General features: G+C 65.4%; 15 protein-coding genes, 1 tRNA gene and 1 riboswitch. Of the genes, 11 read left to right on the top strand and 5 right to left on the bottom strand.

From position 1 onward, the window contains the following. Nucleotides 1–51 precede the first annotated feature (51 nt). Nucleotides 52–342 carry a hypothetical protein gene (locus OSH05_RS15320; RefSeq protein WP_133163103.1) on the top strand — a complete coding sequence of 97 codons (291 nt, stop codon included), beginning with the start codon at nt 52–54 and terminating at the stop codon, nt 340–342. A 130-nt stretch (nt 343–472) separates the two neighbouring features. Here the strand turns inward: OSH05_RS15320 and OSH05_RS15315 are convergent, their stop codons facing one another. The 4 genes from OSH05_RS15315 to OSH05_RS15300 form a co-directional block, all read right to left on the bottom strand. After that, nucleotides 473–1,615, bottom strand: a complete 1,143-nt coding sequence (locus tag OSH05_RS15315) for an amidohydrolase/deacetylase family metallohydrolase (RefSeq protein ID WP_104218950.1) — start codon at nt 1,613–1,615, stop codon at nt 473–475. Nucleotides 1,616–1,715: 100 nt separating this feature from the next. Continuing rightward, the gene (locus OSH05_RS15310; protein WP_165801571.1) at nt 1,716–2,648 is read right to left on the bottom strand and encodes a MurR/RpiR family transcriptional regulator; all 933 of its coding nucleotides are present in this window, start codon (nt 2,646–2,648) and stop codon (nt 1,716–1,718) included. Between the two features lie 103 nt (nt 2,649–2,751). After that, the gene (locus OSH05_RS15305; RefSeq protein WP_104218948.1) at nt 2,752–3,546 is read right to left on the bottom strand and encodes an SDR family oxidoreductase; all 795 of its coding nucleotides are present in this window, start codon (nt 3,544–3,546) and stop codon (nt 2,752–2,754) included. Nucleotides 3,547–3,563: 17 nt separating this feature from the next. After that, on the bottom strand, nt 3,564–4,754 hold the full coding sequence (locus tag OSH05_RS15300; RefSeq protein WP_104218947.1) for a hypothetical protein: 1,191 nt from the start codon (nt 4,752–4,754) through the stop codon (nt 3,564–3,566). Nucleotides 4,755–4,943: 189 nt separating this feature from the next. On the opposite strand from OSH05_RS15300, the gene OSH05_RS15295 reads away from it, so the two are divergent. The 5 genes from OSH05_RS15295 (at nt 4,944) to mfd (ending at nt 10,815) form a co-directional block, all read left to right on the top strand. Further along, nucleotides 4,944–5,759 carry a class I SAM-dependent methyltransferase gene (locus tag OSH05_RS15295; RefSeq protein ID WP_104218946.1) on the top strand — a complete coding sequence of 272 codons (816 nt, stop codon included), beginning with the start codon at nt 4,944–4,946 and terminating at the stop codon, nt 5,757–5,759. A gap of 125 nt (nt 5,760–5,884) precedes the next feature. After that, a tRNA-Asn gene (locus tag OSH05_RS15290) sits at nt 5,885–5,960 on the top strand. A gap of 401 nt (nt 5,961–6,361) precedes the next feature. Then, the gene (locus OSH05_RS15285; protein WP_104218944.1) at nt 6,362–6,625 is read left to right on the top strand and encodes a hypothetical protein; all 264 of its coding nucleotides are present in this window, start codon (nt 6,362–6,364) and stop codon (nt 6,623–6,625) included. A gap of 394 nt (nt 6,626–7,019) precedes the next feature. Next, the gene (locus OSH05_RS15280; protein ID WP_104218942.1) at nt 7,020–7,307 is read left to right on the top strand and encodes an FAD assembly factor SdhE; all 288 of its coding nucleotides are present in this window, start codon (nt 7,020–7,022) and stop codon (nt 7,305–7,307) included. Between the two features lie 4 nt (nt 7,308–7,311). After that, complete coding sequence (mfd, locus tag OSH05_RS15275; RefSeq protein ID WP_104218941.1) at nt 7,312–10,815, top strand: transcription-repair coupling factor; 3,504 nt, start codon at nt 7,312–7,314, stop codon at nt 10,813–10,815. Nucleotides 10,816–10,837: 22 nt separating this feature from the next. Here the strand turns inward: mfd and OSH05_RS15270 are convergent, their stop codons facing one another. Beyond that, a complete protein-coding gene (locus OSH05_RS15270; RefSeq protein ID WP_266352537.1) occupies nt 10,838–11,884 on the bottom strand; it encodes a LacI family DNA-binding transcriptional regulator in 1,047 nt (348 codons plus the stop codon). Between the two features lie 220 nt (nt 11,885–12,104). On the opposite strand from OSH05_RS15270, the gene OSH05_RS15265 reads away from it, so the two are divergent. The 5 genes from OSH05_RS15265 (at nt 12,105) to cobW (ending at nt 15,187) form a co-directional block, all read left to right on the top strand. Continuing rightward, nucleotides 12,105–12,362 carry a hypothetical protein gene (locus tag OSH05_RS15265; RefSeq protein ID WP_104218940.1) on the top strand — a complete coding sequence of 86 codons (258 nt, stop codon included), beginning with the start codon at nt 12,105–12,107 and terminating at the stop codon, nt 12,360–12,362. A gap of 50 nt (nt 12,363–12,412) precedes the next feature. Continuing rightward, nucleotides 12,413–12,632, top strand: a riboswitch (cobalamin riboswitch). Nucleotides 12,633–12,662: 30 nt separating this feature from the next. Next, nucleotides 12,663–12,854: a CbtB domain-containing protein gene (locus tag OSH05_RS15260; protein WP_104218939.1), complete on the top strand. Its 192-nt coding sequence runs from the start codon at nt 12,663–12,665 to the stop codon at nt 12,852–12,854. A gap of 14 nt (nt 12,855–12,868) precedes the next feature. Then, nucleotides 12,869–13,624, top strand: a complete 756-nt coding sequence (locus OSH05_RS15255; protein ID WP_104218938.1) for a CbtA family protein — start codon at nt 12,869–12,871, stop codon at nt 13,622–13,624. Nucleotides 13,625–13,628: 4 nt separating this feature from the next. Then, nucleotides 13,629–14,174: a bifunctional adenosylcobinamide kinase/adenosylcobinamide-phosphate guanylyltransferase gene (cobU, locus tag OSH05_RS15250; protein WP_104218937.1), complete on the top strand. Its 546-nt coding sequence runs from the start codon at nt 13,629–13,631 to the stop codon at nt 14,172–14,174. Continuing rightward, the gene (gene cobW, locus OSH05_RS15245; protein WP_104218936.1) at nt 14,171–15,187 is read left to right on the top strand and encodes a cobalamin biosynthesis protein CobW; all 1,017 of its coding nucleotides are present in this window, start codon (nt 14,171–14,173) and stop codon (nt 15,185–15,187) included. The genes cobU and cobW overlap by 4 nt, the downstream gene beginning before the upstream one ends.

Genomic DNA, 15,187 nt, shown 5'->3' with positions numbered 1-15,187 from the left:
ACCACTCCTGTTGCATTCATCCCGTGAACGCTTTTCGAGACAGATGAGCGCTTGATTATCTTTGATATTGGAGCGCTCGGCGAGCGGCGCACGGCACCGTCGCAATGGTTTCCATCCGCCCGGATGGACGGACAGCGAATTTCTCTCCTTTACCGCCAGCTGCGCGGAAAAGGCTCCTCCGCCGATCCGTCGCGCAGCATTGCCGCCGAATGGCCGCGTCAGCAGCCCATCAGCAAACGGATCATGGGACCGCTCGGCTCGCTCTGCCAAGGGCTATTTTTGATTTTCGCATCATATTTTTTGCAAGCCGGCAGAATGCTTCGTCGACTGGACAGGAATTGATCCGAAAAACAAAATTTCGGCACAACATGCCTCATCGATAGTCGCGTTTCGCGGCCTCGACCGGCACGTCGCGGATGGCGGCACCGCCATCCGCTATTCTGTTAGGCCTCGGTTTCGCGGGCGTTGTCCGTCAATCCTGAGCAGAATGCCACCAGGCGCCGCCGACAACCATCCCCTCGGCAACGATGCGCTGCGGAGCTGTGACGACCTCACCTTGCGAATCCTCAAGCGGGAAAGCGCCGTCGCGCAGCGACAGCACGCTCGCATCACCGACAGCGCCGACCTTCAGCGTGCCGAGCTCCGGCCGCTGCAACGCCTCCGCGGCTTTCACCGTCGAGGCGGCGATGACATCGCCGAGCGGCATGCCGAGCGCCAGGAACTTGGAGAGCGTCGTGACCTGGTCGAAGGCCGGGCCATGGATGCTCATGGCGTGGACGTCCGAGGAGATCGTGTCGGGGGCGAAGCCCTTGGCGAGCATTGCTCGCGCCGACTTCCAGCTAAACGAACCCATGCCATGGCCGATATCGAACAGCACGCCGCGCTCGCGCGCCGCGATGACCTGCGGACGGATCGTGCCATCGGCGAGGACCGGCGCATTCGGGAAGCCGCGGAAAGCATGCGTCAGCACGTCGCCGGGACGAAGCCGATCGATAACCTCGCCGTAGGAGGGCGGCGGCTCGTCGATATGCACCATGACCGGAAGGCCGGTCGCCTCGCCAACGTCGAGCGCTACGTCGAGCGGCGCGATCCCGGCCGGCCCGCTGGCGTTGCGTCCGATGCGAACCTTGATGCCGATGATGACATCGCGGTTGGCATCGGCGACCTCGGCGGCGTCACGGGCGGCGAGCAGGCGCTGGTCGTGGCCCTCGCCGATCATGATCCGCGGCGAGAACGCATAGATGCCGGCAAAGGAGACATGAAGATAGACGAGGATCCGTATGCCGCACGGTTCGATCACATGCTTGCGAAAGCCGGGGAAATTGCCCGGGCCGGCCGAGCCGGTGTCGACGCAGGTCGTGACCGCGGTCTGGCGGGCATAGTCCTCCGGGTCCACGCCCAGCGACGTGCCGCCCCAATAGACATGGGTGTGCAGGTCGATCAGGCCCGGCGTGACGATCTTGCCGGAGACGTCGCGGACGCTTTTTGCGGAGGGCGCGAGATTTTCGCCAATGGCCGCCACGTGGCGGCCCGAAAAGGCGATATCGACGACGCGGTCGAGGCCCTGGGATGGATCCAGGACGCGGCCGTTCGTCAGAACGAGATCGTATGTCATGATGCCTCGATTGTGACGCGCCGATAGCTGCGCATCCGTTGAAATCATGCTCCGCGGCTTAGGCCTCGCCAAGCCATTTCTTTCATTTCTGGTTCATTTCTCAATCGGAGAGCGGCTTGGTCGCGTCGGCGTCGCGATGGGTCGTGAACTGCTGCTTGATGCGCCTCATTTTTTCCAGCGCCGCTGGCCGGCTCTTCATCGCCGCGCCATAGGCCAGCATGTCGAGCACGGCGAGAAAGGCATAGCGCACCGGCGTCGGGCCAAGCACGTCACCGTCATCGGCGACATCCGGCGTCAGGGCAATGTCGACCGCCGCCGCCAGCGGCGTGCGCGGAACGGTGAGGGCGATGGTGGTCGCGCCATAGTCGGCGGCGATGCCAACGGTGCGGATCAATTCGGGATTGGTGCCGCTCAGCGACGAGCAGAAGACGACGTCGTCCCGGCCGGCGGTCGCGGCCAGCATCATCTGCATCTGATGGTCGGCGCTGGTGCTGATCCGAAGGCCGAGGCGGAAGAGCCGGTTGTGGATCTCCTCGATCAGCCAGCTCGAAACGCCACCATTGCCAAAGGCATAGATCATGCGGCTGGCGCTGACGACGGCGATGGCACGTTCGAGGGCGTTGAAGTCGATCGTCTTTTCCGCACGAAGGATCGCATCCTGCGCCCGCATGACGACGCGCTCGCCAACTTCGACGAGCGTCGCAGGCGGCGTCGGCGGCTCGAGATAGGGGAGGCCGCTGCGCATCGATCCCATCATCCTGAGCTTCAGATCGCGCAGACCGTCGCAGCCCATCAACCGGCTGAAGCGGGTGATGGTCGGCGCAGAGACGCCGAGCCAGGGCACCAGTTCCTCCACCGGCTTTTCAACGAAGAGACGCGGATAGCCGAGAATGGCAGCGGCGATCTTGCGATGCGACTTCGAAAGCTGCGGCTCCCGATCGAGGATCACGGCGAGAATGTCGTCGGCCGGATGGTCGATCCGCCCGGTGGCCTCGCCGCGATCCGTAGCCATGCGCCGCTTCGCCTCCGCCATCAGGGGCTTCCGGAGTTTCATTTTCCGATCAAATCCGGGGCCGAGAATGACACAGGATCGTCGGCAGCGAAACGCAGAGAATCAGACGGCGATGCAAGCCGGCTCAGAGCTCTTCATGGGTCAGCTCATTGGCCATGAGCCGGTTGCCGGCCATCAGCCCGCCATCGACCGGCAGCATGGCGCCGGTAATGAACGAGGCATCGTCGGAAGCGAGGAAAGTGATGGCCTTCGCCACTTCGCGCGGCTCGGCGACGCGGCGCAGCGGATACCATTTCATCAATGTCTCAAAGGTTTCCGGCCGGTTCTTGACTCGCTCCGCCCAGGCGGGCGTCCGGACCGTGCCGGGACACACAATGTTGGCTCGGACGTTGAACGCGCCATATTCTGTCGCCATGGTGCGGGTATAGCTGACCAGCGCTGCCTTCGCTGCGCTATAGGCCGGCTGGCCGAGCGTGGTCAGGCCATTCACCGAGCCGACCACGACGATCGATCCGGAACGGCGCGCCTTCATGCCGTCGATCGCCGTCGCTATCGTATTGAATTGTCCGGCGAGATTGTCGCCGATATCGGCGCGCCAGCTTTCGGCGCTAGTCTTGGCCAGGGTTGCCGGCCGACCGCCGATATTCGCATTCGCCACGACGATGTCGATCGGCCCCGCCTTGGCGACCGCCGCATCGACGGCATCCCGGACCGCTGCCGCATCGACGATATTGGCCGGCGCCGCAAAGACGGGATGGCCGGCCTTCACGAGTTCGGCGACGCGCGCCAGCACATCATCCGCCTTGACGTCGCAGAGAATGACCTTGGCGCCTTCAGCCAGGAAGTCCTCGACAATGGCCGTGCCGATACCGCCGACCGCCCCGGTGACCAGGGCGACCTTGCCCTCCAGACGCTTCATGAACCCACTCCGATTGTCTAAGGATTGCTGCGAAAAGCCCGGCCGATCCATTCGAGATTGGCTCGGCGGACATGGCCGTAATTGTAGAAGCCGAATTCCGACAGGCTAGCCTCCCGAAGTCCGCTGATCGCCGCCGCGAAGGAACCCTCGTCGGCAAAGTCAGGCGGGCCGGGCCGCAGGATCGCGCGGAGCTTCGCCGCCTCGCCGAGGCGCCGTCGAACTTCGCCGAAATCACTGACGACCGCCGCCGGGCTGGGCTCATAGAGGCAGAGTTCGACGCCGTCGGCCACCTTCGCCAGCGCGGCGAGATCGCTGCCCTCATACCAGGCGGCGCTGCTCGGCCGCTGCACCGATGGGATGACATAGATTTCCGCATCGGCACGGACGGCGGCGCGGATCTCGGCAACGAGCGACGTCACCGTTTCGCAGCGCCAGCGCAGGAACGCGCCCAGTTCGGCGTCCTGGACGAGATCGGCCTCCAGCCAGGCGCGGCCGATCGCGGGGGGCGTATCGAGCGATGCGGCGAGATAGCCCGTGATCCGCGCGGCGACCCGGCTGCGAAGCTCCTCAACCGCAAGCCCGGCCGCCGCCGCGCCCCGGCGGCACGAATCGCAGAAGCAGAGGCCGAGATTGAAATCGAGCCAGGGATTGCCGCCGATAAGCGCGAATTCATGATGATAGCCATGCTGATAGGGCAGCCAGCCCGGCGTCTCCAGCGCGAGGCCGCGAACGGAATAGCGATCGGCGATATCGGCCGCGAGCGCCACGGCATAGGCGCGGACCTCCGGATGGGACGGGCAAAGGCTGTAGAAATAGGGATCGCCGAAAGCGTTGCGGACCACGACATCGGGATGCTGGAAACCGATGCGGCTGTTGTGCAGCAGGACCGTCCACGCCGTCACACCGATGTCGGATCGCGCGGCAAAGCGGCCGAACGGATCCTGCTCGGCGGCAAGGCGGCTTTCCAGCGGCCGGATGCGTCCATAGCGCTCCGGCGTCACGCGGCAATGCGCCGTGCCATCCTCTGGAAAATGGACATGCCCGCTCTTGCCATGCGGGCGGATGAATTTGCCGGCATGATAGCTGGCGGCAATGGCAAGCGTATTGACCGAAAGCCGCTCCAGATCCGCGACAAAGGCGTCAGGCTCCTCCTCGGCAAGGTCCCAGACATAGGCATAGAGCGCGCGATAGGCTGCGGCGGCGGACATTCCTGGAGTTCCCTGATGAAGGTAGCGCGCGAGGAGGGCGCTGACCTGAATGCTGGACGAAGCAACAGCCTCGGTCCAGGACGGCCGGACGTCAATATTGGCCGTCCATCGATAAAACGGCTAGGGTAGCGGATGGATCGCCCGACCGGAGGCATCGGGGGATCGCCGCGATGTCATCGGGAGGTCACCATGACGACGCAGGAACGGTTTCAGGGACCCATTCCCGAAGTCTATGAACGGCTGTTCGTGCCGTTGATCTTCGAGCCTTATGCCGAAGACCTTGCCGGGCGCATCGTGGCGTTCAAGCCCGACAATGTCCTTGAGATCGCGGCCGGTACCGGCGTCGTCACGCGCGCGATGGCCGCGCGGCTCGGCCCCCATGTTGCGATCGTTGCGACCGATCTGAGCCCGGCCATGCTCGATGTGGCGAAGGCTCGGCAGGCCAATGACCCACGCATCGCCTGGCAGACCGCCGACGCCATGGCGCTGCCGTTTCCCGATGAGCGCTTCGATCTGGCCGTCTGCCAGTTCGGCGCCATGTTCTTCCCGGGCAAGGTCGGCGGCTACAGCGAGGCACGACGCGTCCTGCGACCGCGGGGACATTTTCTGTTCAATGTCTGGGATGGACTGGCGGCCAACGACTTTGCCCGCGCGGCCCATGAAGCGCTCGGCGCGATCTTTCCCGGAAGCCCGCCGGATTTCATGGCGCGGATCCCGCACGGCTATTTCGACGAGGCGACGATAAGGGCGCAACTCACCGAGGCCGGCTTCTCGGATATCCACTTCGAGGCCGTGGCAGCCGAAAGCCGCGCGCCCACGGCCCTCCAGGCGGCAACGGCCTATTGCCAGGGAACGCCGATGCGGCCGGAGATCGAATCACGGGCACCGGGTGCACTCGCCGAGGTCACAAGCCGCGTCGCCGAGGTATTCGTCGAACGTTTCGGCGACGGTCCGGTCACGGGCAATATCCGCGCCTTCGTCGTCCAGGCAACGCGACCCAGCTGAAACCGCGCGCTTCGCGACCTTGATCGACGCCGCTTTCGGACTGGCCCTGTGGAATAGGTTCTTTTTGGTCTTTGCAAGCGGACGCCGGCTTTGCTATAGGGGCGCCGCGGCACCGAACGCGCCGTTCCGCGATAGCTCAGTTGGTAGAGCAGGTGACTGTTAATCACCGGGTCGCTGGTTCGAGTCCAGCTCGCGGAGCCAGTTTCGTCAAGGGCTTAGGTCAGGAATGACTTAAGCCCTTGATCGTTTTAGGTACCGCATAGGTACCGAGCGCGTCTCGGCTTCGTACTGGGGCGGCGAGTTGCACGCGTCCCGCTTGTCGGGAGATCGGTCCAGCTCCATGCTCGCACTACCGATTCGAGGTAGGCGCGATGGGCGATTTCTATCCGGACAAACCCTTGATGCAGACGTGCGCGAATTGCGGCGTGCAGTTTCAGTTCGGACCCCACCGATACGATGGCACATGCCTGGGCGAAATCGACGTGATGGTCTGCGATCTTTGCGGGCCGGAAGACCGAAGCGACCGAGCCCGGCGGGAGGCGATCGACAGGATTGGCCGTCGGCTCGGGCTAACAAAGCCCAGGGCAAAGACGGAGATCTAAATGCACGATCCGTATGACGATCGGCAGGCGACGCTGGCGCGCATCGAAATAGAGCAGCAGCAGATTCAGCAGGGTGAGCTAAAGCGCTACGATTGGCGTGATGGTCGACGGATCGACATGACACGCCGCTGGTTCGAAATTCTCCAGGCAAAGGCTACTTTTCTTGAGAAGTGCATTGCGCTGGAGACACGAAAAGCCCGCCCCCTTACGGGAGCGGGCATTGCCGTCATGGCAACGGCCGGGATCGAACTGCATCCGACTTAGTCAGATGCAGGCCGGCGATCAGGCCGCCTGACAGAAGAAGTAGTCGAAGACCGACCGAACAGCTCGATGAGGCGAACGCAGTGCGGCGCGCGCAAGACGACCCTCGGTGCCGGTCTCGCATTGCTGCACACGGTCGGTTTCGAGCGCCGCCCGGGTGGTCAGGCCATGGTCGCGGCACCGGGTCGTTGGTTCGAGTCCAGCTCGCGGAGCCAGTTTCGTCAAGGGCTTGGGTCAGAAATGGCCCAGGCCCTTGATCGTTTCATTCCCGAAGTCATAGCTGTCCAGCGGTGCGAAGAGACGGCTTTTGCCTGCCTTTGCAGTTGACGCCGCGGTCTTCTGCGTCCATTTCCCCACGATCTTCTCAAGGCTACGCCGTTTAGGAGCCAAGCCGGACATGAGCGGGACGACCTTGTCGGGCGCCGGGCTGGATGTGCGCCGGCGCCGTACCCATTTCCGGGCGTGGCATCGGGGCATGCGCGAGACCGACCTGATCCTCGGGCGGTTCGCCGATGCGCAGATCGCCGACCTTTCCGAGTCCGAACTCGATTCGTTCGAATTGCTCCTCGACGAACAGGATCGCGACATCCTCGCCTGGCTGACGGGCGAGGCGCCGACACCGGAACATGCTCGCACGCCCTTTTTCCTGAAACTTGCCGCCTTCACCGGTGCAACCCTTCGATAGGCCGATGATCCGCTTCGAAACGATCCTGAACCGTCGCTCGACCGTGATCTCGGGCGTGCCCGACGGCTTTGACGGCAAGGTCGTCGCCGACATCGCCGCGCTCGCGACCCGCGAAGGCAGGGGCGAATTGCTGGTCGTCGCCCGCGACGGCAATCGCATGGCCGATCTGGAACAGGCGATCCGCTTTTTTGCCCCGACGCTGGAAACGATCAGCTTTCCCGCCTGGGACTGCATGCCCTATGACCGCGTTTCGCCGAATGCGAGCGTCGTGTCGCGGCGCATGGCGACCCTCGCCGATCTGGCGCGGCGCGGTCCCGGCAAGGGTCCGACGCGGGTCGTGCTGACCACGGTCAACGCGATCGTCCAGCGCCTGCCGAAGCGCGAGGCGATCGAGCGGCAGAGCCTTTCGATCGCCAGCGGCAATCAGCTGGTCATGGAAAAGCTGATCGGCTGGCTGGAGGAGAACGGCTTCCTGCGCACATCGACCGTGCGCGAGGCTGGCGAATATGCCGTGCGCGGCGGCATCGTCGATCTGTTCGCGGCCGGGCAGGGCGAGCCGGTGCGCGTCGATTTCTTCGGCGATACCATCGATTCGATCCGCTCCTTCGACGTCGAGAGCCAGCGCACGGTGGCGCAGAAGAAGCGGCTCGACCTCGTGCCGATGAGCGAGGTCGTGCTGACGGCGGATTCGATCGCGCGCTTCCGCAGCCGCTATCTGGAACTGTTCGGCGCGACCGATCGCGATGACATCCTCTACCAGTCGGTGAGCGAGGGTCGTCGCTACACCGGCGTCGAGCATTGGCTGCCGCTCTTCGTCGATGGGCTCGACACGCTGTTTGACTATCTCCCCGATGCGCCGGTCATTCTCGATCATCTGGTCGAGGAAGCGCTGGCCGAGCGTCTCGCCGACATCCAGGATCATTATGACGCCCGCCGCGACGGCATGGGCCAGGGGCAGGGCGGCATTCCCTATCGCCCCGTCCCGCCGGAACGGCTCTATCTTTCGCGCGAGGAATGGACGCGGCGCGAGGGGTCGGCGACGCTGCTGCGCATGACGCCCTTTGCCGAGGCCGACGATACGATGGTCGTCGATCTTGGCGGCCGGCAGGGCCGGACCTTCGCGGCCGAGCGGACGGCCGGCGACGTCAATGTCTTCGACGCCGTGATCGCGCATATCGGCACGCTGCGCGAGAAGAAGCGCGTCATCATCGCGAGCTGGAGCGAAGGCGCCCGCGACCGCCTCGCTCAGGTTCTCGCCGATCATGGGCTGAAGCGCACGCAGAAGGTCGATAGCTGGCGGGGAACCGAGGGACTCGACAAGGGCATCGTCGCGCTCGCCGTGCTAGGCCTCGAGGCGGGATTCGAGACGCCGAAGCTGACGGTGATCGGCGAGCAGGATATTCTCGGCGACCGTCTGGTCCGCCCCCGCAAGCGCGCGAAGAAGGCGTCGGATTTCCTCAGCGAGGTCGCCGGCCTCGCCGAAGGCGATCTGGTGGTCCATGTCGATCATGGCATCGGCCGTTTCTCGGGGCTGAAGACGATCACGGCCGCCGGCGCGCCGCGCGATTGCCTCGAAATCCTCTATGCCGGCGGCGACCGGCTCTATCTTCCCGTCGAGAACATCGAGCTTCTGTCGCGCTACGGCTCGGAAGACACGGAGGCTTCGCTCGACAAGCTCGGCGGCGTTGCCTGGCAGGCGCGGAAATCGCGCCTCAAGAAACGCATTCGCGACATGGCGGCGCAGCTCATCAAGATCGCCGCGGCCCGCGCCATGCGCCACGCCGAACCCATGGCGCCGCCAGACGGGCTTTATGACGAATTCGCCGCGCGCTTCCCCTATGAGGAGACGGAAGACCAACTGACGGCGATCGAGGCCGTCATCCAGGATCTGGGCGCCGGCACGCCGATGGACCGCCTGATCTGCGGCGATGTAGGCTTCGGCAAGACCGAGGTGGCGCTGCGTGCCGCCTTCGTCGCCGTGATGAGCGGCAAGCAGGTCGCGGTCGTGGTGCCGACGACGCTGCTGTCGCGCCAGCATTTCAAGACCTTTTCACAGCGTTTCGCCGGTTTCCCGATCCGGGTCGAGCAGGCCTCGCGGCTGGTTTCGACCAAGGATCTCGCCGAGACCAAGAAGGGCCTCAAGGAAGGGCAGGTCGACATCGTCGTCGGCACGCATGCCCTGCTCGGCAAGGCGATCGAGTTCAAGGATCTCGGCCTGCTGATAATCGACGAGGAGCAGCATTTCGGCGTCAAGCACAAGGAGCGGCTGAAGGAGCTGCGCGCCGATGTCCATGTGCTGACGCTCTCGGCGACGCCGATCCCGCGGACGCTGCAACTGGCGCTTACCGGGGTTCGCGAGCTGTCGCTGATCACGACGCCGCCTGTCGACCGCATGGCGGTCCGAACCTTCATCTCGCCCTTCGATGCGCTCACCGTGCGCGAGGCGCTGCTGCGCGAGCGCTATCGCGGTGGCCAGAGCTTCTATGTCTGCCCCCGCCTCTCGGACCTGGCCGAACGCAAGGAGTTCCTCGAGAAATTCGTGCCGGAAGTGAAGGTCGCCATCGCGCATGGCCAGATGCCGCCGACGGAGCTCGAAGACATCATGAACGCCTTCTATGACGGCGCCTATGATGTGCTGCTCTCGACGACGATCGTCGAATCCGGGCTCGACATCCCGACCGCCAATACACTGATCGTCCACAGGGCCGACATGTTCGGCCTCTCGCAGCTCTATCAGCTGCGCGGCCGTGTCGGCCGCTCGAAGACGCGCGCCTATGCGCTGTTCACGGTTCCGGCCGAGAAGCGCCTGACCGCCATGGCCGATCGCCGCCTCAAGGTGCTGCAATCGCTGGATACGCTCGGCGCCGGCTTCCAGCTCGCCAGTCACGACCTCGACATTCGCGGCGCCGGCAATCTGCTGGGCGAGGAGCAATCCGGCCATATCAAGGAAGTCGGCTTCGAGCTCTACCAGCAGATGCTGGAGGAGGCGGTGGCGCAGCTTCGGCAGGGCGGCGACGCCGACGAGGCCGATGACGGCCGCTGGTCGCCGCAGATCACGGTCGGCACGCCGGTCATGCTGCCGGAGACCTTTGTTCCCGACCTCCAGCTGCGGCTCGGGCTCTACCGACGCCTGGGCGATCTCGAAGAGCCGGAGCAGATCGACGCCTTCGGCGCCGAGCTGATCGACCGTTTCGGCCCGCTGCCGGACGAGGTCGAGCACCTGTTGAAGATCGTCTACATCAAGGCGCTCTGCCGCAAGGCGAATGTCGAGAAGGTCGATGCCGGCCCGAAGGGCATGGTCATCGGCTTCCGCAACTCGACCTTCGCCAATCCGGCCGGCCTAATCCGCTATATCGGCGAGCAGGGCAGCCTGGCGAAGGTTCGCCCCGACCAGAAGATCGTGCTGATCCGCGATTGGGAAGACCCGGAAAAGCGGCTCAAGGGCACCGCCGTGGTATTGACGCAACTGGCGCGGCTTGCGGTCGGCGACGGCAAGAAGGCGGTCTGAGCGAACCTGGACGGTTCCGCGATCAGCTGCTCTCTCGCTCGATCAACTCGAAACCGACATCGACAGTCCTGGGTCCTGCCGTATCGCCCGCGATCGCGCCCAGCAGCAGGCGGCCAGCCTCGAAGCCGATGCGGCGGGTTGGCACGGCGATCGTCGTCAGAGACGGGACCAGATGGCGGGCGAACTCGAAATCGCCGAAGCCGGTGATTGCGAAACGCCGCGGCACGGCAATGCCGCGCCTTATGCAGGCGAAGAGGACACCGGCGGCCGTGATGTCGCTGGAGAGGACGATGGCATCGGCGTCCGGATGCTGCGCCTCGACACGGTCGAGCAGGCTGGCGCCGGCATCCATGGTCAACGCCAGATCGCCGGCATCGATCAGCCTCGGCTCGTCTTCCGGCCACAGTTTTTGCGCCGCCGCGCAGAACCCATCCCGGCGCTGGCGCGCGCGGCTGTCGCCAGGGCGGACCACGCCGGCGAATACCGGTTGGCGGCGACCGCTCGCCGCCAGATGGCGAACGACCGCATCCATCGCCAGATCGTTGGAAAAGCCGACCTGCCGGTCGATCGGCTGGGGCGCCAGATCCCAGCCCTCGACGATCGGAATTCCGGCCCGCTTCAGCAACGAGACGCTGCCGCGCGTATGGCGCGTTCCAACAAGGAAGAGCCCGTCGGGGCGGCGGCCAAGGAGACTGCGGATCAGATCCTCTTCACGGTCGAGCCGGTAATCCGTATTGCCGACGAAAAGTTGATAGCCCTTGCGGCCCACCATGTCCGACAGGGACTGGATCGTGTCGGCGAAGATCGAGGTGGAGAGCGTCGGTATGACCGCTGCTATCGTCAGGCTGCGCGCCGAGGCGAGCATGCTGGCCGCCAGATTCTGCACATAGTGCGTCTTGCGAATGGCGGCCGTGATGAGTTCGAGCGTATCCGGCGAGACGGTTTGCGGCGTCCGCAGGGCGCGGGATACGGTCTGCATCGAGACGCCCGCTTCCGCCGCGACGTCGGCCATGGTCACGCCGGCGCGCCTCGGCCTGGCCTTGCGCTTGGGTTGGACTGCCTCGCTCACGATTCCACGACGCCTATGCCCATGGCGGTTGCGAGCACCAGCCCCGCTGGATCAGCTCGCTCGTCCCACGACCAGCGCTAGCAGAACGCGAATATGAAAAGAAGAACGAGGCCAGGCCAACGGCGCAAGTCTCGGGCACATCGACGTGGAATTGGTCGCGTATGGTTCTCGCAATCCAATAGCACCATATAGCGAGCAACAAGGAGGCTGCCTGAGCGCCATGCCCTCGATCCGATTTGGCAAGAGAACTGTCAAACTGCCCGAAAGCCGGCCGCTCCGGATCGGCATCGGCGGAGCTTTCATCGCCGGCGGCATATTCAGTTTTCTGCCTGTGCTGGGCATATGGATGTTGCCGATCGGGCTGATTGTGCTGTCCCATGACTTCCCGCGGATCCGCCGCTTTCGTCGTCAGTCGGAGGTGAAACTGGCCCGGCGCTGGGCGCGTTTTCGCGGTCGGGCGCCGGTGGATCAGGGCTGACCAGCCTCGCCGTGCCAGCGTACGGCCTTGCGCGTCCTCCGCGATCCCTCTAGCGTCGTATCTGCTTAGGTTCCCCCGATAGGACCGAAGGGTTCGGGGGATGAAATGGGAATCCGGTGCGGAACGACCCCTCAAGGGGTTTCAAGTCCGGAGCTGCCCCCGCAACTGTAAGCGGCGAGCGACCTTGCACCATGCCACTGGGAAACCGGGAAGGCGCCAGGGAAGCTGCGACCCGTGAGCCAGGAGACCAGCCTTTGCATCGTTAGGACCGGCCGTCGGTGGGACGGCAAAGGAGATGCCATGACTGATTCTCGTTCGACCACGCTTCCTACAAGCGGAACCCGCACCGAGGCGCCCAGCCGGCTTGCCGCCGGCATCGCCGCCATGGTCTTCGGCGTGCTGCTCTTTGTCGGCACCGGCTTTGCTGCGCCCAGCGCCATCCATAATGCGACCCACGACACGCGGCACGCCCTCGGGCTGCCCTGCCACTGACATCGGGGTCCATCATGCTGAAATCGATCATTCTCAGCGCCTTTGGCGCTGGCCTTGTCGTGGGCGCGATTCTGACGGGCGTCCAGTTCGTCACGACCGAGCCGCTGATCCTGCATGGCGAGACTTTTGAGAAGGCCGCCGAAGCCAACGAGGCTCCGGCAGCCGCTGTCGATCCCGCCGCCGCGCATCAGGAGGCGTCCGGCCATGACCATGCAGCCGCGGCGGAGACCACTCCGGCGGAACATCATCATGATGCCGGCGCCTGGGAGCCGGCCGATGGTTTCGAGCGCTCGGCCTATACGCTTCTCGCCAATCTGCTGATGGGCGTCGGAGTATCGGCGGTGCTGCTCGGCGCCATGACGCTGCGCGGCGGCCCGATCGACGCCCGAACCGGCGTGCTCTGGGGCGTCGCCGGGTTCTTCGTCGCTTCGCTTCTCCCCTCGCTCGGGTTGTCGCCGGAGCTTCCGGGAACCGCAGCGGCGGAGATCACCTCGCGGCAGATCTGGTGGCTTGGCACGGTCGCGGCCTCGGCGGCGGGCCTCGCGCTCCTCGTCTTCGCGCCAGCCTGGTACGCCAAGCTCGCCGGCATCGCACTGGCAGTCGTCCCGCATGTTATCGGGGCTCCACGGCCACCGACGCTGGAGGCTCCCTATCCGGCAGCGCTCGGCGCCGAATTCGTCGTCGCCTCGCTGGTCGCCAGCGCGCTGCTCTGGTCGCTCTCCGGCCTCTTCTCGGGCTGGCTTTACCGGCGCGTTTCGCGAACGGCCTGACGGGATGGAACCGACGATCCCGCCGCCGCGGACGGCGCTCGTCCTCGGCGGCGCCCGCTCCGGCAAGAGCCGCTTCGCGGAGACGATCGTACAGGCCTTGGCCCGTCCGGTCGTCTACGTCGCCACCGCCGAGGCGAGGGACCAGGAGATGGGCGAACGCATCGCCCTGCACCGGGCTCGCCGCGGCGACTGGGCGACGATCGAGGCGCCGCTCGATCTCGTCGGCGCGATTGCGAGAGCGGAGGGAAGGGCGGTTCTCGTCGATTGCCTGACGCTCTGGCTCTCCAACCTGCTCGAGGCCGGCCGCGACCCCGAGGCAGAGGGCGAACGGCTCGCCGCCTGCCTTGACGAGGCCTCGGTGCCGATCGTGCTCGTCTCCAACGAGGTCGGCTCCGGCATCGTGCCGATGAATGCACTCGCCCGCCGCTTCGCCGACGAGCAGGGCCGCCTCAACCAGCGCATCGCCAAGGCGGTCGCCCAGGTTTTCCTCGTGGCGGCGGGCCTGCCCGTCCGCCTCAAACCCCGTTCCGATCCGGAGTATTCGCTTTGACCGCCCGCATTCCCGCCACCATCGTCACCGGCTTCCTCGGGGCCGGCAAGACGACGCTGATCCGCAACCTGATCGCGCAGGCGAACGGCAAGCGGATCGCCCTCATCGTCAACGAGTTTGGCGACATGGGCTTCGACGGCTCGCTGCTTTCCGATTGCGGCGTCGATGACTGCAAGCCGGATACGGTCGTGGAACTCACCAATGGCTGCATTTGCTGCACCGTCGCGGATGATTTCCTGCCGACGATCGAGATGCTGCTGAAGCGAGATCCCGCGCCGGACCATATCGTCATTGAGACCTCGGGCCTTGCTCTGCCGCAGCCACTGGTGCGTGCCTTCACCTGGCCCTCCGTGCGCCATCGGACCACGATCGACGGCGTCGTGACGGTCGTGGATGCCGCCGCCGTCGCGGAAGGGCGCTTTGCCCATGACGAGGCGGCGGTAGCGGCGCAGCGCGCGGCCGATCCCTCGCTCGACCATGACGACCCGATCGAGGAACTGTTCGAGGACCAGCTCTCCTGCGCCGATCTGATCGTGCTCTCCAAGGCCGATCTCGTCGATGCCGCGCAGCTTGCCGAGGTGGAGGCGATCGTGCGGCGCGAGGCTCGCTCGGAAGCGCGCAGCGTCATCGGCTCGCCGGCCGGCCTGCCACTCGCCATCCTGCTTGGCGTCGGCGCGGCGGCCGAGGACGATGCGGCCAACCGCAAGAGCCACCACGATCTCGAAGGCGAGGAGCACGACCACGACGATTTCGTCTCCTATGTCCTCGACATCGGCGAGCAAGGGTCGATCGAGGCGCTGGGCGACAAGGTCAGGGGCGCTATGGGTGAAGCCGGCGTGCTGCGAATCAAGGGCCGGGCCCGGGTCGCCGGCAAGGCGTTCCCGGCCGTGGTGCAGGCCGTCGGCCCGCGCGTCGAGACCTATTTTGCGGCAGGAGAGATCGCCGGTCGGCTCGTCGTGATCGGCGAGAAGCATCTCGACCGTGCCGCCGTCGAGGCACATTTCGGAGCCTGA

It is taken from the genome of Kaistia algarum (assembly GCF_026343945.1).
In the GTDB taxonomy this organism is placed as follows: Bacteria; Pseudomonadota; Alphaproteobacteria; order Rhizobiales; family Kaistiaceae; genus Kaistia; species Kaistia algarum.
Note: the sequence above shows the minus strand (reverse complement) of the source record. Positions and strands in the feature narration are given on the sequence as shown.